The 18,904-nt window shown below is 67.5% G+C and carries 19 protein-coding genes; 6 read left to right on the forward strand and 13 right to left on the reverse strand.

Annotated elements, in window-relative coordinates:
* Nucleotides 1–975: quinolinate synthase NadA (gene nadA, locus ACYCUK_RS13305; protein ID WP_461595202.1), on the reverse strand; the 975-nt coding region annotated here is incomplete at its 3' end.
* Nucleotides 976–1,070: 95 nt separating this feature from the next.
* On the reverse strand, nucleotides 1,071–1,931 hold the full coding sequence (gene nadC / locus ACYCUK_RS13310; RefSeq protein WP_461595203.1) for a carboxylating nicotinate-nucleotide diphosphorylase: 861 nt from the start codon (nucleotides 1,929–1,931) through the stop codon (nucleotides 1,071–1,073).
* Nucleotides 1,932–2,219: 288 nt separating this feature from the next.
* Between nadC and ACYCUK_RS13315 the strand changes: the two genes are divergently transcribed.
* Nucleotides 2,220–3,020, forward strand: coding sequence for a Crp/Fnr family transcriptional regulator (locus ACYCUK_RS13315; protein WP_461595204.1), 801 nt, complete (start codon nucleotides 2,220–2,222; stop codon nucleotides 3,018–3,020).
* Nucleotides 3,021–3,038: 18 nt separating this feature from the next.
* Here the strand turns inward: ACYCUK_RS13315 and ACYCUK_RS13320 are convergent, their stop codons facing one another.
* Both ACYCUK_RS13320 and ACYCUK_RS13325 read right to left on the reverse strand, forming a co-directional pair.
* Nucleotides 3,039–3,659, reverse strand: coding sequence for a ParA family protein (locus ACYCUK_RS13320; protein ID WP_461595205.1), 621 nt, complete (start codon nucleotides 3,657–3,659; stop codon nucleotides 3,039–3,041).
* A gap of 196 nt (nucleotides 3,660–3,855) precedes the next feature.
* The gene (locus ACYCUK_RS13325; protein WP_461595206.1) at nucleotides 3,856–4,446 is read right to left on the reverse strand and encodes a malonic semialdehyde reductase; all 591 of its coding nucleotides are present in this window, start codon (nucleotides 4,444–4,446) and stop codon (nucleotides 3,856–3,858) included.
* Between the two features lie 87 nt (nucleotides 4,447–4,533).
* Between ACYCUK_RS13325 and ACYCUK_RS13330 the strand changes: the two genes are divergently transcribed.
* Nucleotides 4,534–4,962, forward strand: coding sequence for a DUF1841 family protein (locus ACYCUK_RS13330; protein ID WP_461595207.1), 429 nt, complete (start codon nucleotides 4,534–4,536; stop codon nucleotides 4,960–4,962).
* A gap of 36 nt (nucleotides 4,963–4,998) precedes the next feature.
* On the opposite strand, the gene ACYCUK_RS13335 is transcribed toward ACYCUK_RS13330, so the two are convergent.
* Both ACYCUK_RS13335 and ACYCUK_RS13340 read right to left on the reverse strand, forming a co-directional pair.
* Nucleotides 4,999–6,258, reverse strand: coding sequence for a BMP family ABC transporter substrate-binding protein (locus tag ACYCUK_RS13335; protein WP_461595208.1), 1,260 nt, complete (start codon nucleotides 6,256–6,258; stop codon nucleotides 4,999–5,001).
* 107 nt (nucleotides 6,259–6,365) lie between these two features.
* Complete coding sequence (locus ACYCUK_RS13340) at nucleotides 6,366–6,695, reverse strand: DMT family transporter (protein WP_461595209.1); 330 nt, start codon at nucleotides 6,693–6,695, stop codon at nucleotides 6,366–6,368.
* Nucleotides 6,696–6,928: 233 nt separating this feature from the next.
* Between ACYCUK_RS13340 and ACYCUK_RS13345 the strand changes: the two genes are divergently transcribed.
* From ACYCUK_RS13345 to ACYCUK_RS13355, 3 genes are read left to right on the forward strand one after another with little or no spacing between them, the layout of a single operon-like run.
* Nucleotides 6,929–7,402: a MarR family winged helix-turn-helix transcriptional regulator gene (locus ACYCUK_RS13345; protein ID WP_461595210.1), complete on the forward strand. Its 474-nt coding sequence runs from the start codon at nucleotides 6,929–6,931 to the stop codon at nucleotides 7,400–7,402.
* The gene (locus tag ACYCUK_RS13350) at nucleotides 7,399–7,845 is read left to right on the forward strand and encodes a hypothetical protein (RefSeq protein ID WP_461595211.1); all 447 of its coding nucleotides are present in this window, start codon (nucleotides 7,399–7,401) and stop codon (nucleotides 7,843–7,845) included. Before ACYCUK_RS13345 ends, ACYCUK_RS13350 begins: the two co-directional genes overlap by 4 nt.
* 28 nt (nucleotides 7,846–7,873) lie before the next feature.
* Nucleotides 7,874–8,395 carry a DUF2269 family protein gene (locus ACYCUK_RS13355; RefSeq protein ID WP_461595212.1) on the forward strand — a complete coding sequence of 174 codons (522 nt, stop codon included), beginning with the start codon at nucleotides 7,874–7,876 and terminating at the stop codon, nucleotides 8,393–8,395.
* A gap of 169 nt (nucleotides 8,396–8,564) precedes the next feature.
* On the opposite strand, the gene ACYCUK_RS13360 is transcribed toward ACYCUK_RS13355, so the two are convergent.
* The 7 genes from ACYCUK_RS13360 to ACYCUK_RS13390 form a co-directional block, all read right to left on the reverse strand.
* Nucleotides 8,565–9,608, reverse strand: a complete 1,044-nt coding sequence (locus ACYCUK_RS13360) for an adenosine deaminase (RefSeq protein ID WP_461595213.1) — start codon at nucleotides 9,606–9,608, stop codon at nucleotides 8,565–8,567.
* A gap of 63 nt (nucleotides 9,609–9,671) precedes the next feature.
* Complete coding sequence (locus ACYCUK_RS13365; RefSeq protein ID WP_461595214.1) at nucleotides 9,672–10,760, reverse strand: BMP family ABC transporter substrate-binding protein; 1,089 nt, start codon at nucleotides 10,758–10,760, stop codon at nucleotides 9,672–9,674.
* An 89-nt stretch (nucleotides 10,761–10,849) separates the two neighbouring features.
* Nucleotides 10,850–11,770: an ABC transporter permease gene (locus tag ACYCUK_RS13370; protein WP_461595215.1), complete on the reverse strand. Its 921-nt coding sequence runs from the start codon at nucleotides 11,768–11,770 to the stop codon at nucleotides 10,850–10,852.
* Nucleotides 11,763–12,836, reverse strand: coding sequence for an ABC transporter permease (locus ACYCUK_RS13375; protein WP_461595216.1), 1,074 nt, complete (start codon nucleotides 12,834–12,836; stop codon nucleotides 11,763–11,765). Before ACYCUK_RS13375 ends, ACYCUK_RS13370 begins: the two co-directional genes overlap by 8 nt.
* The gene (locus tag ACYCUK_RS13380; RefSeq protein WP_461595217.1) at nucleotides 12,823–14,505 is read right to left on the reverse strand and encodes an ABC transporter ATP-binding protein; all 1,683 of its coding nucleotides are present in this window, start codon (nucleotides 14,503–14,505) and stop codon (nucleotides 12,823–12,825) included. Before ACYCUK_RS13380 ends, ACYCUK_RS13375 begins: the two co-directional genes overlap by 14 nt.
* Nucleotides 14,506–14,541: 36 nt before the next feature.
* Nucleotides 14,542–15,963, reverse strand: coding sequence for a guanine deaminase (guaD, locus tag ACYCUK_RS13385; RefSeq protein WP_461595218.1), 1,422 nt, complete (start codon nucleotides 15,961–15,963; stop codon nucleotides 14,542–14,544).
* A 130-nt stretch (nucleotides 15,964–16,093) separates the two neighbouring features.
* A complete protein-coding gene (locus tag ACYCUK_RS13390) occupies nucleotides 16,094–17,026 on the reverse strand; it encodes a LysR family transcriptional regulator (protein WP_461595219.1) in 933 nt (310 codons plus the stop codon).
* A gap of 138 nt (nucleotides 17,027–17,164) precedes the next feature.
* Between ACYCUK_RS13390 and xdhA the strand changes: the two genes are divergently transcribed.
* Nucleotides 17,165–18,895 (forward strand): xanthine dehydrogenase small subunit, encoded by a 1,731-nt coding sequence (gene xdhA, locus ACYCUK_RS13395; protein ID WP_461595220.1) that lies wholly within the window; start codon nucleotides 17,165–17,167, stop codon nucleotides 18,893–18,895.
* Nucleotides 18,896–18,904 lie beyond the last annotated feature (9 nt).

An 18,904-nucleotide genomic window follows, 5' to 3' on the forward strand; every position in this document is an offset into this window, starting at 1 on the left:
GATCTCGCCGCTGCCCGTTTTCAGGGCATGGGCCAGGCCTTCGAGGCCGTTCATGGCCATCCAGGGGCAGTGGGCGCAGCTTTTGCAGGTGGCGCTGTTGCCGGCGGTGGGAGCTTCGAGGAAGATTTTCCCGGGGTTTTGCTGGCGCAGGGCGTGGAACATGCCGTTGTCGGTGGCCACGATGTAAGTGTGCGCCTGCATCTCGCGCGCGGCTTTGAGAATTTGGGATGTGGAGCCCACGGCGTCGGCCAGGGCGATGACGGCGGCGGGGGATTCGGGGTGCACCAGCACCCTGGCCTCGGGATGATCGCGCTTGAGCAGTTCCAGTTCCAACGCCTTGAATTCGTCGTGCACGATGCAGGAGCCCTGCCACAGCAGCATGTCGGCGCCGGTTTCGCGCTGGATGTAATTGCCCAGGTGGCGGTCGGGCGCCCAGAGGATTTTTTCGCCACGCGCTTTCAAGTGCCGCACGATGTCCACGGCGCAACTGGAGGTGACGACCCAGTCGGCACGTGCTTTCACGGCGGCGCTGGTGTTGGCATAGACCACGGCGGTATGGCCGGGGTGGGCGTCGCACCAAGCGGTGAAGGCGTCGGCCGGGCAGCCGATGTCGAGCGAGCAGGTGGCGTCGAGCTCGGGCATGAGCACGCGCTTGTCCATCGACAGCATCTTGGCGGTCTCGCCCATGAAGCGCACACCGGCGACGATGAGCGTTTTTGCCGGGTGATCACGGCCGAAGCGCGCCATTTCAAGGGAGTCAGAGACACAGCCTCCGGTTTCCAGCGCCAGGTCCTGCAGGTCGGGGTGGACGTAGTAGTGCGCCACGAGCACGGCGTTTTCGCGTGCGAGCAGATCGCGGCACTGCTCTTGCAGCTTGGAGCGGCGTTCCTGGCTTGGCTCTTGCGGCACACGCGCCCAGGCGGGCTGGGTGCCGCACACCGGGCTTTCAACGGCAATGGGGAAGGTCGCTGACATGGATGATCCCGTCGTTTAGATGCCAAAAACGATCAATAGCAGACTGAACAATGTTGTAAAGCTAATCCACGCGACATGGCCGAAGCCCATGCCGTTCACACCCCGGTAAAGCGCATGGAAAAATCCACCGCCAACACGTCTTTGGTCAGCTTGCCGATGGAGATGCGGTCCACCCCGGTTTCTGCAAGCGCTCGCACGGTTGAAAGTTCGACCCCGCCGGACACTTCCAGTTCGGCACGGCCGGCGTTGATGGCCACGGCCTCGCGCAGTTGCTCCAGGTTCATGTTGTCGAGCAGCACCATGCGCGCATTGGCGGCCAGGGCTTCGCGCAGTTGGGCCAAGGTTTCCACCTCCACCTGCACGAACACGCCGGGCGGCGCCAGCTTGTGCGCCTGCTGCAGCACGGGTGTGACGCCGCCGGCTGCGGCAATGTGGTTTTCCTTGATGAGGATGCCGTCGTACAGCCCCATGCGATGGTTGTGGCCGCCGCCCACGCGCACCGCATATTTCTGCGCCTCGCGCAGACCGGGCAGGGTTTTGCGGGTGTCCACGATTTTCGCCCGCGTGCCGGCGACTGCGTGCACGTATTCGGCGGTGTGGCTGGCCACGCCCGAGAGCAATTGCAGGAAGTTGAGCAGGGTGCGCTCGGCGGTGAGCAAGGCGCGGGCTGGCCCCTGCAGTTCGAGAACGGTCTGGTCGGGCTCCATCGTGCCGCCTTCGGCCACCAGCCAGCGCAGCTGAATCGAGGCGTCCACCTGGCGCGCGGCGGCCTCGGCCCAGGGTTGACCGCAGAGTACGGCGCGCTCGCGCGCGATGACGCGGGCGGCGGCCTGGGCACGCGGGTCGATCAGCGCGGCGGTGAGATCGCCCGTGCCCACGTCCTCACTCAAGGCGCGCTGCGCGTCACGCCCCGCCAGTTGCTGGAGATTCATACCCGAGGCAGGCAAAACGTTCATGGGTTGTGAACTTGGTGAGAAAAGGGGCAGTGTAGGGCGAGGGGCCGACGCATACGCAAGGCTGGCATGGCCCCGAACATGGCATGGGAGCCGCGCTGCAGCTGCGACATTTTGTGACATTGTTAAGGACCAACGACATGCAACTTGATCTCAATTCAGACTGTATTTCGACAATGCACCGAGTCCGGCCACGAATATTCGGGTTTATACGGATCATTTCCACGAAAAACCCGTATTGACAACCATATATCAGTGAACACTAATATTGCGCACTCTCAAGGAAATGCCATGGATACAGCTGTCGACTTCGCCCGAATTTCCGTTGATGCCTTGCGCAAGGGCAACCCGGCCATGCCGCCAGGCAAGCGCGTTGCGCATAGCGAAGTGGTGAGCGCCTGGCGCGGTGCCGCCGACTGCCGCAATTGCGGAGTGCGGCGCATTGCCCTGTTCGGCGCCCTGGGGATGGAGGATTTCGACGAAATTCACCAGGTCATCGACGATATGCAGTTCTCCGCCGGCCAGTTGCTGTTCAGCGAAGGCACGCGCGGCGAGTGGCTCTACACCATCAAGACCGGCTTCGTGAAACTGGAGCGCGTGCTGCCCGACGGCACCCGCCGCATCACCCGCGTGGCCAAGCGCGGCGACCTGGTGGGCCTGGAATGCTTCATCCAGCAGCCCTATATGCACCACGCTTCGGCCATTGGCGCCGTGCGCGTTTGCCGCATTCCGGTGGATGTGATTCGCAGGCTGGAAGAGCATGTGCCCAATCTGCGCCAGGAGTTCCTGGAGCGCTGGCACCATGCGCTGCGCGAAACCGACGAATGGGCGCTGCTGCTGGGCTCGGGCACCATCCCTTCGCGCATGGCGCGGCTGCTGCTCAAACTGGCGGAGCCGGAACTGAACGACACCATCACCTTACCGAAGCGCAGCGACCTGGGCGCCATGCTCGGCGTGGCGCTGGAAACGGCCAGCCGCGTGATTGCGCAGTTCGAGCGCGACGGCATGGTGGAGCATGTCGGCCCCCGCCTGTTCCGCATCAACCGCTCGGCCTTGTTGGGCCTGATCACACCCAGCAAAGTGACGGCCTGAGGAACCCGAAAGGGTGGTTCAGCGTGCGTCCGCCCAGCGGACGATGCCGGCCCACTGGTTCAGATCTTTCTCCACCTGATGGGGATTCACGTCCCATAGCGTGAGGCCGTGGGCGGCCATGTGGGCGTAGGTCGTGGTGGGCCGAAGCATGCCCAGCAAGGGATAGGGCAAGCGGGAAAAAAACTCGCGCAGCTGCTCGGCCGCACGGGTGCGCTCATCCACGCGCACGCCCACCAGGCCCACGTCCAAATCCTTCAACTTGCGGTCTTCCCGCAGCTTGGCGAGAAAGTCCTGCGCGGCGTAGATGTCGAAAATCGACGCCTGCACCGGCACGATGAGCTTGTTGGCCATGCGCAGCACGTCGTTGGAGCGCCAGCCATGCAGGCCTGCCGGGGTGTCGATCACCACATGGCTGGTGCCTTCGGGCGGGCGGGCGATGTAGTCCGGCCCCAGCTTCCAGGTGCCAATCGGCGCGGCCTGTTGCGGCCGCAGCGACAACCACAGCCTGGACGACTGCTGCCGGTCGGCATCGCCCAGCATGGTCTTGTGGCCCTGGGTGGCCCAATACCCCGCGAGCTGGGTCGATAGCGTGGATTTGCCCACGCCCCCCTTGGGATTGGCAATGACGACGACCGGCATGTTTTCTTCCCCCCCAAAGCTGCGGACTGCATTCAGCCAGCAGCTTAAGCCATGCCCATGCAGGGGAACAAGCCGGGCCTCCCGGTTGCAGGCCCCAAGCGCACTTCAAGCGCCAGGTTTCTGAGCAACACACCGCCGCCCGAAGATCGCGCATCCGCCGCGAAGAACATGCGCGGCCCGACCCGCGGGCGGGCAATCAGGCGATGCGGCAGGCCTGCTCGAAGGCCAGGCGCGGGCTGCGCGGGAACAGGCCGGCCGGATCGCCGTGGCCGAGGTTGCAGATGAAGTTGGCCTTCACGGCGGCGCCGGCGAAAAAGGCGGCGTTGACCGCGTCTGCATCGAACCCGCTCATCGGGCCGCAGTCCAGCCCCAGGCCGCGTGCGGCCAGCATGAAATACGCGCCCTGCAGGCTGGAGTTGCGCATGGCCGTGGCGGCGATGAATTCGGGCTTGCCCTCGAACCAGCTCTTGGCCGTGAGGTTGTGCGGAAACAGCTCGGGCAGCTTGTCGTAGAACGCCATGTCCATGCCGACGATGACGTTGACCGGCGCCTGCAAGGTTTTGTCGCGGTTGCTTTCGCTCATGCAGGGCGCCAGCTTGGCCTTGGCCTCGGGCGACTTGACGAACACGAGGCGCGCCGGGCTGCAGTTGGCTGAAGTCGGGCCCCATTTCATCAGGTCGTAGAGCTGGTGCAACAGGGCGTCTGGAACCGGTTCGGCGGTGAAGCGGTTGTGGGTGCGGGCCTCGGTGAACAGCAGGCGCTGGGCTTCATCATTCAGGGTGTGCATGGGTTTTTCTCGTTGGATTGGAACACGCTGCTATGTTGCAACAACAGCCGCATTTTCGCAGCGCACCCCGTCAAGCCCAACCCTGCCATGTTCAACCCCAGCAAGGGCGAAGTCCGCCTGTTTTTCACCGATGCCTGGCGCCGCCACCGCGAGGGCAGCGTGCTCACGCCGCTGGAACTCATCGCCGTGCAATGGATGGGGCAGCACCCCGAATACCACGACGATCTGGCCGCGCCCGACGCGCAGGAGCGCGACTACGCGGTGGAGCAGGGGCGAACCAACCCCTTCCTGCACCTGTCGATGCACCTGTCGATCACCGAGCAGGTGTCCATCGACCAGCCGCCGGGCATCAAGCAGGCCTTTCAGCTGCTTGCAGCCAAGCTGGGCGAACACGAGGCCCAGCATGCGGTGATGGAATGCCTGGGCGAAATGCTGTGGACGGCGCAGCGCAGCGGCCTGCCGCCCGATGGCGATGCCTATGTGGACTGCGTGCGCCGCCGCGCCACGCGCGGCTAGGGCCTGCCCGCGCTTTCAAGCCCCAAGGTTGCAGCCTCAGGCGCGCGGAAGCTCGCCGTCCACGCCCATCACGTAGCGGTTCATCGCCTGGATCTGCGCATCGCTCATGGCTCCGCCGTCGAGCATCACGCCGCCGCGGTTGTCCAGGATGCGGCCCGAGAAGGGCTGGAAGCGGCCCTGGGCGATGTCGCGCTGGCGTGCCAGCACCTGCTGCCGCACGGCCTCGGGCACTGCCGGAAGGAACGGCGCCAGGCGCACGAAGCCCTGGCCCATCCCGCCCCAGACGTTGTCCGGCTTCCAGCGCCCGGCCAGCGCCTCGCGCACCGTGCCCACGTAGAAGTCGCCCCAGTGCAGGGTGACGGCGGTGAGCTGGGCGCGCGGGCCGAACTGCGCCTCGTCGCTGCAATAGCCCACCGCCCAGCGGCCCTCCTCCTGCGCCACCTGCACGGCGGCCGGGGAGTTGGTGTGGTGGGTCAGCACCTCCGCGCCCTGGGCGATCAGCGCGCGCGCCGCGTCGGCCTCGCGGCCGGGGTCGTACCAGGTGTTCGCCCACACCACCTTCATGCGCGCCTCGGGGTTGACGGCGCGCATGCCCAGCGTGAAGGCGTTGATGCCCTGGATGACTTCGGGAATGGGAAACGACGCCACCATGCCGGCCACGCCGCGCCTGCTGGACTTGGCGCCCTGGGCGCTGCGCGCCGTCCCTCCAGGAGGGAATTCGCCTTTGGGGCTGAGTGCCGCGGCTCCAAGCCTGCCTGCGCTGGCTGGGACGTCGCGAAGGCCAGCCGACTCTGGCGGCTGGCGGCCCTGCAGGCTCATGTGCCCGGCCACCATGCCGGCCAGGTAGCGGCCCTGGTAGAAGCGGCCGTTGTAGGCGCCGACGTTGGCGGCGAGCTTGTAGCCCGAGCATTGCTCGAAGCGGGTGCCAGGGTAGTCGCGCGCGACGCGCAGCACGGACTCCATGTAGCCGAAGCTGGTGGTGAAGATAAGCTGCTCGCCCTGGCGCGCCAGCTCGCGCACCACGCGCTCGGCATCCGGCCCCTCGGGCACGTTGGCCACGTGGCGGCTGCGCACGGCATCGCCCAGCGCCCGCTGCATGTGCAGCCGGCCCTTTTCGTGCTGCGCCGTCCAGCCCGTGGCGCCGATGGGCGTGACGTAGACGAAGGCCACGCGCAGCGGTTCACGAATCGCTGCCGGCGAACCGGGTGGGTGGTTTTGCGCCCGGGCGAACGGCGCCGTGGCGCCGGCAGACGCGAGGCCGGCGAGCAGCCGCCTGCGACTGAGGTTTTGTGACATGGTTGACCTCGACATGGCTCCCGACATGAACACCGCTGCGGCCGGGAGCAGCTCCGCCGCGGTGGAACGCGGGGATTGTAGGAAGCGCGCATGTCGGAGGCTCGCGCTCAGTGCGGCATGGAACGCGAGAACAGGTTGATCACCAGCACGCCGGCGACGATCAGCGCGATGCCGGCGATGGCCGCCGCATCCAGGGTCTGGCGGTACACCACGAAGCCGATCAGGGAAATCAGCACGATGCCCACGCCCGACCAGATGGCATAGGTGAGACCCACGGGAATGGTGCGCAGGACCAGCGCCAGGAAGTAGAACGACGCGCCATAGCCCAGCACCACGACGATGGCGGGGGCGAAGCGGGTGAAGCCGGCGGTGGCCTTGAGCGCCGAGGTGGCGATGACCTCGGTGACGATGGCGATGGCGAGATAGGTCCAGTGCATGGGCGAATGATGCAACAGCTGCGTGGCGCGCCTCACGGACGGGCGGATAACGCTCGCCGCTGCTGCAGTCTGCGCCCGGCTTGCCGGAGGCTCGGGAACCGCCGCTTGCCTCCGATGCTGCTTCGCAGTATTGACAACCAGTTTTCGATAATGGAAACTTGTTGCCGTTATGTGAGCCGGGCAGTCATCAAACGGACGGCCGCGAAATCCAACAGGTGATCAAGGAATCCACTGTGACAACCCAGCCCAACCCCGCCACCATCCTGACCGACATCATGCTCGCGGTCTTCCGCGTGAATGGCCGCCTGCTGGAGAAAGGCGACCAGCTGGTCGAGCCCCTCAATCTCACCAGCGCCCGCTGGCAAGTGCTGGGTGCCGTGGCACTCGCCGGCAAGCCCCTTTCTGCGCCGCAGATCGCCGAAGCGATGGGCATCACCCGGCAGGGGGCGCAGAAGCAGCTCAACAAGCTGGAGGAGGACGGCTTCTTCGAGCAGCGCCTCAATCCGCGTCATGAACGATCCCCTCTCTACGCCCTGACCGGACTGGGCAACCGCGCCTTTGCCAAGGCGATGGCCCTGGAAGCGGCCTGGGCCAACGGTCTCGTTGGCGGCCTTCCTCTGCAAGACCTCAAGAAGGCGCTGCAAACCCTGAACGCCATTCATGAACGGCTCGATTCCCCCGTTCCGAAGAAAGGCGCCCGACCATGAAACCCATCGCCCACGCCATCGCCGGCGCCACAGCGATGCTCATCATCGCCGGCTTCTGGACTTCCACCCTGGTCTCGGAGCTGTTCCTGGGCCATGCCGCCGTGGCCGCAGTCAAGCACGCCATTGTTGACGGCCTCTTCCTGCTGGTGCCGTTCATGGCCGCCGCCGGCGGCTCCGGCTTCGCGCTTGGCAAGACGCGCAAAGGATGGCTCCTCGACCGGAAGAAAAAGCGCATGGCAATCATCGGCGCCAACGGCTTGCTCGTGATGATTCCAGCGGCGATTTTTCTCAACGGCAACGCCGCAGCCGGCGAGTTCGACGCGGCGTTCTATGCCGTGCAGATTGTGGAACTGATCGTCGGCGTCGTGCAGCTCATCCTCATGGGCATGAACTTCCACGACGGAATCAAGCTGGCCGGCAGGCTACGCCCGCGAGCCAATTGATAGCTGCGCTTCAAATCAGGAGAGGCTTGTGAAAAAGACCGCAAAATTGCTGCATCTCATTGGCCTCGTCATGTTTCTGGGGGGCATCCTGCCGTCGATCGTCATGAACTCAGTCGTTGGCGCAAGCACCGATGCGGTGCTTATCGATCATCAGCGGCTGTTTGTGTCGGCGATCACTTGGGCGCTGACGATTCCCGGCATGTGGGTTCTGATCGTTGCAGGTGGCCTGACAGCGCTCGCAGGCAAGTACCGTCTTGTTGAACACCGATGGCTCATCGCCAAGCTCGTGCTGGCCGCCTTGATCCTCCTGAACGGCACCTTCATCCTCGCTCCGTTGGTCAGTCAAGTGACCAGCATTGCCGAGCAAAGCGCAGCGCAGGGTCAGCTTCTGCCGACTTACATGCCGCTCAAGGCCCAAGAAGACCTGTATGGAATAGCCAACTTTCTCATGCTTGTGGTCGCTTTTCTTCTCGCCATTTATAAGCCGAGTTTCAGGCGCACCCAACAAGGCGCTCAGGCGGACCGGCAAGCTACGCCCGCGAGCCCATGAATCGTTGCAGAACAGCATGGGGACAGCCCACGGTTTTCTGCGGCGGCCTCCAACATCGAGCGCAACAACTTGCCTGAACTGCGCGCAGTCAGGGCAACCCGGATGGCCGATGCATCGCGCGGCACCCGCTGATTGCGCTGCGCTGCATCCGGCTACGAAATCGACACCATCACCCCGCGTCGAGCCCCTGCGCACGCCAATGGGCGTCAAGCTTCCCGACCCAGGCTGCAATCTGGCCGGCCGGCGCGAAGCTCGCCTTCAGGCTGTTGCGCAGCAGGCGGTAGGCGTCGCCGCTGTCCAGCTCGGGATGCGCGGCGAGCAGGACCTGGTAGTTGGCGTTGACGTAGCCGCCGAAATAGGCCGGGTCGTCGGAATTCACCATGACCCTCACCCCCGCGTGCAACAGCGCCGGCAGGTTGTGCGCCGCCATGTCGGGGAACACGCACAGCTTCACGTTCGACAGCGGGCAGACGGTGAGCGCAATGCCTTCGGCCGCCAGCCGCCGTACCAGCGCGGTGTCGTCGGCCGCATGCACGCCGTGGTCGATGCGCTCGGCGCCGAGCAGGTCCAGCGCGTCGCGCACATAGGCCGCCGGCCCCTCCTCGCCAGCGTGCGCCACCAGCCGCAGGCCCTGCGCGCGGGCCTGGGCGTAGAGCCGCGCGAATTTTTCCGGCGGATTGCCGCGCTCGGACGAGTCGAGCCCGAGGCCGATGAAGTGCTGCGCCCAGGGTTGCGCCGCCTGCAGCGTGGCGATGCCATCGTCCTCGCTCAGATGCCGCAGCACGGAGAGGATGTAGGCCACGCTCAGACCCAGCTGCTGCTGCGCGCGCGCGGCGGCGCGCAGCAGGCCGGGCATGAACACGTCGAAGCCGATGCCGCGCGCGGTGTGGCTCTGCGGGTCGAAGAAGACCTCGGCCCGCACCACGCGGTCGCTGGCCGCGCGCCGGAAGTAGGCCCAGGCCAGGTCGAAGAAATCCTGCTCGGTGCGCAGCACGTCGCAGCCGGCGTAGTACAGGTCGAGAAAGGACTGCAGGCTGTCGAAGGCGTAGGCGGCGCGCAGCTCCGCGCTGCTGCGCCAACGCAGCGTCACCCCGTTGCGCCGCGCCAGCGCGAAGGCCAGCTCGGGTTCGAGCGTGCCTTCGATGTGCACATGCAATTCGGCCTTGGGCGCGGCGCACACGGCGGCCAGCAGCGCCTGCCGCTGGCTCGCCATATCCACGTCTGCAGCTCCCATATTGGCCCCTGAACGCGCCTCGTCCGACCCTGGTCCCGCCGCTTACTTGCCCGGCACCTGGCCTTCCACGCCCTTGACGTAGAAGTCGATGCCATGCAGGAACTTGTCGTCGGCCTTGGCTCCGGCGGCCAGGACGGTGGCGCCGTTCTGGCCGAGGATGGGGCCGCTCCAGATGCTGAAGCTGCCGTCCTTCAACCCGGCCTTGACCTGCGCGACGCGGCTGCGAATTTTTTCCGGCACCACGCTGGAGACGGACACCAGGTCGATGGCGCCATGCTCCACGCCCCACCAGATTTGCGCCGGCTTCCAGCTGTTGTCGAGCACCTTGCCGGTCTCGAAGATATAGATGGGAGTCCAGTCGATGATGGCCGAAGCCAGATGCGCCTTGGGGCCGAACTTGGCCATGTCGCTGTCCCAGCCGAAGGCGTACTTGCCCAGCTTCTCGGCGGTCTGCAGCACGGCGGGGGAATCGGTGTTCTGGAACAGCACGTCGGCGCCCTGGTTGACCAGCGAGGTGGCGGCCTCGGTCTCCTTGGGCGGATCGAACCACTTGTTCACCCACACCACCTTGACCTTCACCCTGGGGTTGACCGACTGCGCGCCCAGCGTGTACGAGTTGATATTGCGCAGCACTTCGGGAATGGGCACCGAGCCCACCACGCCCAGCACATTGCTCTTGGTCATGCCGCCGGCGATGATGCCGGCCATGTAGGCACCTTCGTAGGTGCGGGCGTCGTAGGTGCCGACGTTGGCGGCGGTCTTGTAGCCGGTGGCGTGCTCGAACTTGACCTTGGGGAAGTCGCGCGCCACGCGCAGCACCGATTCCATGAAGCCGAAACTGGTGGCGTAAACAAGGCCGTCGCCCTGCTGGCACAGGTCGCGCAGCACGCGCGCGGCGTCCGGGCCTTCGGGCACGTTTTCCACGAACTGGGTGCTGATGCGCGCGCCAAAGTGCGCCTGCAGCGCCTTGCGCGCCTGGTCGTGGGCATAGCTCCAGCCGGCGTCGCCCACCGGGCCGACGTAGATGAAGCCCACCTTCAGCGGCGCTGCCGCCTGCGCCAGCCGCGGCAGGCCCGCAGCGCCCAGCGCCAGCGAGGCGCCCAATAAACGAATCCGATCCCTGTTCTGCATCTGTGCTCTCCGAGTGGTGGTGTGACATGAACTGTATACAATTTTCGTGCCAAGGCGTGACACGACCCTGTGCCAAAGCGCGGCCCGGCTCACCCCGTCGGCCGGAACACCTTGCCCAGCGAGGCCGGCATGTTGATGCGGATCCAGGTGGGGTTGCGCGACATCAGCGCCAGCACCACGATGGTGGCGACATAGGGCAGCATCGACAGCAACTGCGACGGCACCTGCACGCCCGCGCCCTGGAAGTAGAACTGCAGCATGGTCACGCCGCCGAACAGGTAGGCGCCGAGCAGCACCCGTGCCGGCCGCCAGGTGGCGAAGGTGGTGAGCGCCAGCGCGATCCAGCCGCGCCCCGCGGTCATGCCCTGCACCCACATCGGCGTGTAGATCACCGACAGATAGGCCCCGGCCACGCCGCACAGCGCGCCACCCGCCATCAGCGCCAGCAGGCGAATGCGCCGCACCGGATAACCCAGCGCATGGGCCGATTGCGGCGATTCGCCCACCGCGCGCAGCACCAGCCCGGCGCGGGTGCGATGCAGGAACAGGTGGATGCCCAGCGCCAGCAGCATGGCGACATACACCATGAGGTGATGCGAGAACAGCGCCACGCCGAAGAACGGCAGTTGCGACAACCAGGGAATGTCCACATGGCCGAAAGGCGGCAGGTTGCGACCGACATAGTTCAGCCCGAGAAAGGCCGACAACCCGGCGCCGAACAGGCTGAGCGCGAGCCCGGTGGCGTACTGGTTGGTGCCCAGCCACAGCACCAGCAGGCCGACCAGGGCCGCGAGCAGGCTGCCCACCACCGCGCCCGCGCCGAAGGCCAGCCACTGGTTGCCGGTGGTCACGGCCACGGCGAAGCCGGCGATCGCGGCCATCAGCATCATGCCCTCGGCGCCGAGGTTGACCACGCCCGACTTCTCGTTGACCAGCAGGCCCAGCGAGGCCAATGCGAGGGGCGTGCCGGCGGACAGCGCCGAGGCCAGCAGCAGCGCGAATTCATGCATGGCGCACTCCGGTATGCGCAAGGCGCACGCGATGGGTGACCAGGGTATCGGCCGCCAGCAGGCAGAACAGCAACAGGCCCTGGAACACGCCGGTCATGGCGTTGGGCAGGCCCAGGCGCGACTGCGCCAGCTCGCCGCCGATGTAGAACATGGCCATGAGCAGGCCCGAGAACACGATGCCCACCGCATTGAGCCGGCCGACGAAGGCCACGATGATGGCGGCGAAACCATAGCCCTGCGACACGTGCGGCGTGAGCTGGCCGAGCGGCCCCACGGCCTCGAGCGCGCCGGCCAGGCCGCTCATGCCGCCCGACAGCAGCAGCACCGTCCACAACGATTTGCGCGCCGAGAACCCGGCGTAGCGCGCCGCATCCGGCGCCTGTCCGCCGACGATGAGGCGAAAGCCCTGCAGCGTGCGGCGCATGAACAGGCTCATCGCCACCACCGCGGCCATGGCGATGGCGAAGCCGATGTTCAGCCGGGTGTCGGGAATGAGCTTGGGCAAGGTCGTCGAGGCGGCGAACAACGCGGTCTGCGGAAAGTTGTAGCCGTTCGGGTCTTTCCACGGCCCGTACACCAAATCGTCGAGCAGGTATTGCGCCACGTACACCAGCATCAGGCTGGTGAGAATTTCATTGGCATGGAAGTGGTCGCGCAAAAACGCGACGATGCCCGCCCAGGCCATGCCGCCCAGCACCCCGGCGAGCAGGATGGGCACGAGCACCCAGCGCGTGGTGTCGTCCCCCGCCAGCAGCGCCACACCACCGGCTGCAATGGCGCCGAGCACGAACTGCCCTTCGGCGCCGATATTCCAGACATTGGCGCGGTAGCAGGCCGCCAGGCCCAGGCCGCAGAGGATCAGCGGCGTGGCCTTCATCCCCAGCTCGGCCAGGCCGTAGAGGCTTTTCACCGGCTCGACGAAAAACAGCGCCAGGCCGGCCAGCGGGCTTTTGCCGAGCACGGCGAACAGCGCCGCGCCGAACAACACCGTGACAGCCAAGGCGATGAGCGGCGACAGCAACAACATGGTGCGCGAGGGCGCGGCGCGGGGTTCAAGCCTGAGCATGCTGGCTCCTCTCACACGCTGTCCCGCGCTCCCCATCCCGGCCTTCCCCGCCCGCGGGGAAGGAGCCAGGCGCGGCGTTTGCACCCGGCATGGCGGCCGATGCAGCGTCTGCTCGTCCGAAGACGGTTTCCTCCTCCCCCACCCCGCGGGGGAGGTCGGGAGGGGGCGCGGCGGCGTCCCACAGCCCGCTCATCCACTGGCCGATGCGCTCTACCGTGGCCTCGGCGATGGGCAGCGCGGGCGACAGCCGGCCACGGGCGATGACGGCGATGCGGTCGCAGATTTCGAACAATTCGTCCAGATCCTCGGAAATGACCAGCAGCGCGCAACCGGCGTCGCGCAGCGCCAGCAGTTCGCCGCGGATCTGCGCCGCCGCACCCACGTCCACGCCCCAGGTGGGCTGCGCCACCACCAGCACCCTGGGGGCACCGGTGATTTCACGGCCGACGATGAACTTCTGCAAATTCCCGCCCGACAGGCTTTGCGCCGCCGCCTGCGGTCCTGCGGCACGCACGCCGAAGCGGGTGATGATGGCTTGCGCCCGCGCGCTCACCGCGCCCCAGCGCAACCAGCCGTGGCGCACGGTGTCGGCGCCGGTGTGGGTGAGCAGGGTGTTGGCCGCGAGGTCCAGCGCCGGCACGGCGCCACGGCCCAGGCGTTCTTCCGGCACCACGCGCAGGCCGGCGCGGCGGCGCTGGCCGGGGCTGGTGCCGGCGAGCGGTTTGCCGAACAGCGCCAGTGCACCGCGCGGCGTGCGCGCGTCCTCGCCCGACAGCACCGCCAGCAACTCCTGCTGGCCGTTGCCCGAGACGCCGGCGATGCCCAGCATTTCACCGGCGCGCAGTTGCAGGCTCAGGTCCTGCAAGGCCACGCCGTAGGGGTCGGCGGCGGGCTGGTTCAGGCCCGCCAGCTCCAGCGCCACGGCGCCCGGTTGTGCCGGCCGGCGCGTGGGCAGCGCGATGTCGGCGCCGATCATCAGGCGCGAAAGGCTGGCGTTGCTCTCCTGCGCCGGGTCCACCTCGGCCACCACCTTGCCTGCGCGCATCACCGTGCAGTGGTGGCACAGGGCGCGAATTTCGTCGAGCTTGTGGCTGATGTAGAGAATGCTGCAGCCAGTGGCCGCCAACTTGCGCAGGGTGTCGAACAGCTTGTGCACCGCCTGCGGTGCCAGCACCGAGGTGGGTTCGTCGAGGATGAGCAGCTTGGGGTCGGTGAGCAGGGCACGGATGATTTCCACCCGCTGGCGCTCGCCCACCGACAGGGTGTGCACCGGGCGCTCGGGGGCGATGTCCAGGCCGTAGCCGGCCGCTACGTCGCGAATGCGGCGCGTCACCTCGGCGAGCTTGACGTCCTTCCCCAGCCCGAGCCAGACGTTCTCGGCCACGCTCAGGGTGTCGAACAGCGAGAAATGCTGGAACACCATGGCCACGCCCAGGGCACGGGCCGCATGGGGGTTGCGCATGAGCACGGCTTCGCCGTCGAAGCGGATGCTGCCGGCGTCGGGCTGCACCGCGCCGAAGATGATTTTCATCAGCGTGGATTTGCCCGCGCCGTTCTCGCCCAGCACGGCGTGGATCTGCCCCGGCGCGACCCGCAGGCTCACGGCATCGTTCGCCACCACGCCGGGGTAGCGCTTGCTGATGCCTTCGAGTTCGAGCCGCCAGACCATCCCTGTGCCTTGTCAACCGCTTGTTGTGAGCTGTGCTTATCCGGTGGTTGTGCCAGACGGCCCGAGATGCCCGGCGCTGTCGCCACTCCAGCCATCGGCTGGCTGTTGCGCTGCCGCGATTTTGCATCCGCGCAAGTACACGGCGGCGACGTTGCGCTCGTCGGCCAAGGTCATCCAGGCGAACAAGCGCTCATGCAAGCTGCGTGCCAGGTCTTGCCGGCGCTGCTGCACCGCGCCCTCGGCCCAGCGCCACACCACCACGTCGGCCACCGTGCCGGGGGCGAAATGGCCGATTTCAGGCTCCAGCTCCAGGCTGCGCGCCGCGCCGCGCGTGATGGCGTACAGGCCCTGCCAGGCGGTGAGGCGCTGGCCCTGCAGCGCCAGCACCTTGTAGCCGTCGGCCAGGGTGCGCAGCTGGCACAGGCTGGTGCCGCCGCCCACGTCGCTGGCGGGGGCCACGCCAACGCCAGCGTCTTCAGCCTGCGCCCAGTTGAACAGGCCGCTGCCGAGGAACAGGTTGGACGAGGGGGCGAAAGCGATGCTGCTGCCGGCCTGCGCCAGCCTGGCACGGTCGGCATCGTCGAGCCAGATGCCGTGGGCCAGCATGCTGCGGCGCGTGAGCAGGCCGTGGCTGGCGTAGACGTCGAGGTAGCTGCGGCTGTCGGGAAACAGCTCGGCGATCCAGCGCACTTCCTCGCGGTTCTCGGCCACATGGGTCTGCATGTAAAGGCCGCCGGCGTTCTGGGCGTAGCGTTGCAACAAGCGCCCGGCCATGGCGAGCTGCTGCGGGCTGCTGGTGGCGGCGAAGCGCGGGGTGACGGCGTAGGCCAGGCGGCCTGCGCCATGCCAGCGCTCGATGAGGTCGACGCAGTCGCGCTCGGCCTGCTCCACGTCGTCGCGCAGGTCGTCGGGGCAGTTGCGGTCCATCAGCACCTTGCCGGTGATGAGCCGCATGCCGAGGCGCTGGCCGACCTCGAACAGCGCTTCGGCACTGGTCTTGTGCACGGTGGCGTAGACCAGCGCCGAGGTGGTGCCATGCGCCAGCAGGGCATGCAGGAAGCGCTCGGCGCCGAGGCGGCTCTGCTCGGGGTCGGCGTAGCGCGCTTCGGCCGGGAAGGTGTAGCGCTCCAGCCAGTCGAGCAGGGCCGCGCCGAAGGAGGCGATGACGTCGAGCTGCGGCGCGTGCACATGCGGGTCGATGAAGCCGGGCATGAGGAGATGGCCGCGCCAGTCCTGCCGCGCCCAACTCGTGTCCGGCGGGTCGTCGGCCGGGTGCACGGCGTGCACCCGGCCGTGTTCGATCAGCAGCCAGCCGTCGGGCTCGAACTGCACCGCGTCCGCGGCATCCTCGCTCCAGCCGGGGTCGCGCAGGAAGTGCAGGATGTCGCCGCACAGCGCGAGGCGCGGGTTCGACGCATGGGGCTGGTTCGGGCGAGGAGTTGCTGCGGGAGACGACATGGCGATGGAATTCGGTGGAAGGGAATTCGGGTTATGGCACTTCGCGCGTGTGGAACGAAGTCGATTTGGGTCGCGGCAGTTCGGTTGTTGCGATGGGGTTGTCGGGGTTGAAGCTGGGGCTGGGGCGGACTCAGGTAGCCGTGGGCGAGCGGCTGGCCGCCTCGCGCACCTGCTCGCGCAGCCAGCGGTGCGCGGTGTCGTGATGGGCGCGGGCATGCCACAGCAGGTAGTAGGTCAGCGGCGGAAAGGGCACCGGACAAGGCAGGATGCGCACCGCCAGTCCCGCTTCGACATAGCGCTGGCAAAAGCGCCGGCCCGTGGTCAGCACCAGCAGGCTGCGTGCCACCAGACCGGGAATGAGGTTGAAAAAGGCGCAATGCACCGCGATGCGGCGTTGCAGCCCAAGATGGTGCAGATGCTGGTCGATCACGCCCTCGCCTGCGGCGCGCAGCGGCGACGGCGCCACATGCTCGGCCTGCAGGTACTGTTGCAGGTCGAGACCGCGGCGCAGCGCCGGATGATCGGCCGCGACCAGGCAGACGATTTCGTCTTCCAGCAGCGGCGCGAGATGCAGGTCCTGCGGCGGCTCCAGCCAGTTGCCCAGCACCACGTCCACCTCGCCCTCGGCCATGGCGTGGCGGTAGTCGAGCGCGGCGGAGAGCGGCAGCACGTCCACGCCGCACTGCGGGGCTTCGCGCTTGAGCGTGGCGATGAGCTGCGGCAGGAAGGCCGGGTCCATGTAGTCGGCCGCGGCCAGGCGGAACAGCCGCGTGCTGCGCGCCGCATCGAAGCGGCCGGCACCTTCCACCAGGCGCTGGGCTTCGCGCAGGATGCAGGCGGTGGGCTCGATCAGGCTGGCGCCGAAAGCGGTGGGCACCATCGCGTTGCCGCTGCGCACCAGCAGCTCGTCGCCGGTGATGGCGCGCAGGCGGCGCAAGGCGCTGCTGACGGCGGGTTGGGTCGATCCCAGGCGCATGGCGGCGCGGGACACGCTGGATTCGGCAAGCACGGTATGCAGCACGCGGATGAGATGCAGGTCGACGGAGTCCAGCGGATTGTTCATGGTGCAGCCCTTTGCGGCATCAGCCGAAACGCATGTTTTGTATACAGTTCAGCATATGTCAACCCTGTCGGATCGTGGCCCAATACTTGCAGCATCCCACTTGCAACATCACCTGCGCCTTGTTGCACTGAAACGTCGATGAACACCCAACCCATCCGCTTCGTCCACCGCGGCAGCCTGGCCCAGGTGGACGGCCTGCCCGTCACCACCACCGTGCTGCAATGGCTGCGCGAACATGCCCACTGCTCCGGCACCAAGGAAGGCTGCGCCGAAGGCGATTGCGGCGCCTGCACCGTGGTGGTGGCCGAGCTGGCGCACGCGAGCTCCAAGCCAGGCAACGGCACATCCGGCGAGACCTGCACCAACGCCGATGCCAGGGTCGACAGCCGCGCCGTTCAGCTCGGCCCGCTGCGCCTGCGCCCGGTCAACGCCTGCATCCGCTACCTGCCCACGCTGCACGGTAAGGCCCTGCTCACGGTGGAAGACCTGCAGGCGCTGGCACCCGGCCGCGCGCTGCACCCGGTGCAGCAGGCCATGGTCGATTGCCACGGCTCGCAATGCGGCTTCTGCACGCCCGGTTTCGTCATGGCGCTCTACGCCACCTACGAACGCCACCAGCAAACCGGCACCCGGCCCAGCCGCCAGCAACTTGCCGACGACCTCTCCGGCAACCTCTGCCGCTGCACCGGCTACCGCCCCATCCTGGATGCGGGCCTTGCCATGTTCGCGCTGCCCGCCGCCCGCCTCGACCCCGAGCCCATCGCCGCGCTGCTGCGAGGCATCGCAGCCGACACGCCCGACCCCTACATCTACGCCGCGCCGCATCCAGCCTTCCCGGACTCGGAGGGCCGGCCGCGCATCGACCGCTTCATCGCCCCGCGCAGCCTGCGTGCCTTTGCCTCGCTGCGGGCGAATGCGCGTGGTGATTCGGCGCCAGCCACGGCGTCGGCGCCGAGCCGCCGCAAGGCGACGCCGCAGCCCCCTCGGGGGGCGGACGCTGCAGGCGGCCGGAGGCTCACCGTCCTTGCGGGCGCCACCGACATCGGCCTGTGGACCAACAAGCAGTTCCGCGACGTCGGCGATCTGCTCTTCATCGGCGACGTCGCCGAACTCGCAACCATCGAGCGCGACGGCGACACCCTGCGCATCGGTGCCGCCGTGCCGCTGGAAGATGCCTGGGCCGCGCTGGTGCGAACCTGGCCGGAGCTGCGCGAAATGGCGCTGCGCTTCGCAGGCCCCCCGGTGCGCCATGCCGGCACCCTGGGCGGCAACGTGGCGAACGGCTCGCCCATCGGCGACGGCGCCCCGGTGCTGCTGGCGCTGGACGCGGTGCTGCTGCTGCAACATGGCAAGGCCACCCGCCGCCTGCCGCTGGCCGGGTTCTATCTCGACTACATGAAAAACGCGCTGCAGCCGGGCGAGTTCCTGCGCGCCATCGAGCTGCCACTGCCGACAAACGCGGATGAAGCTCAACCGCTGCAGCTTCGTGCCTACAAGCTGTCCAAACGCTACGACTGCGACATCTCCGCGCTGAGCTGCGGCCTGGCGCTGCGGCTGGATGCGCAACAGCAAGTGGCCCATGTGCGCCTGGCTTTCGGCGGGATGGCGGCAGTGGTCAAACGCGCCGCCAGCGCCGAAGCCGCGCTGCTCGGCCAGCCCTGGAACGAGGCCAGCGTGCGCGCCGCGATGCAGGCGCTGGACGCCGACTTCCAACCCATCAGCGATCTGCGCGCCAGCAGCGCCCACCGCCAGCGCGTGGCGCGCAACCTGCTGTGGCGCTTCTGGCTGGAGACCCGGGCCGACGCGCCTTTGAGCCCAGCGCAAACCAGCGTCTGGGCCGGCTTGGCGCCAGCCCTGCGCGCGGTTTGAGGCGGACAG

The sequence above is a fragment of the Thiomonas sp. genome, assembly GCF_054608695.1.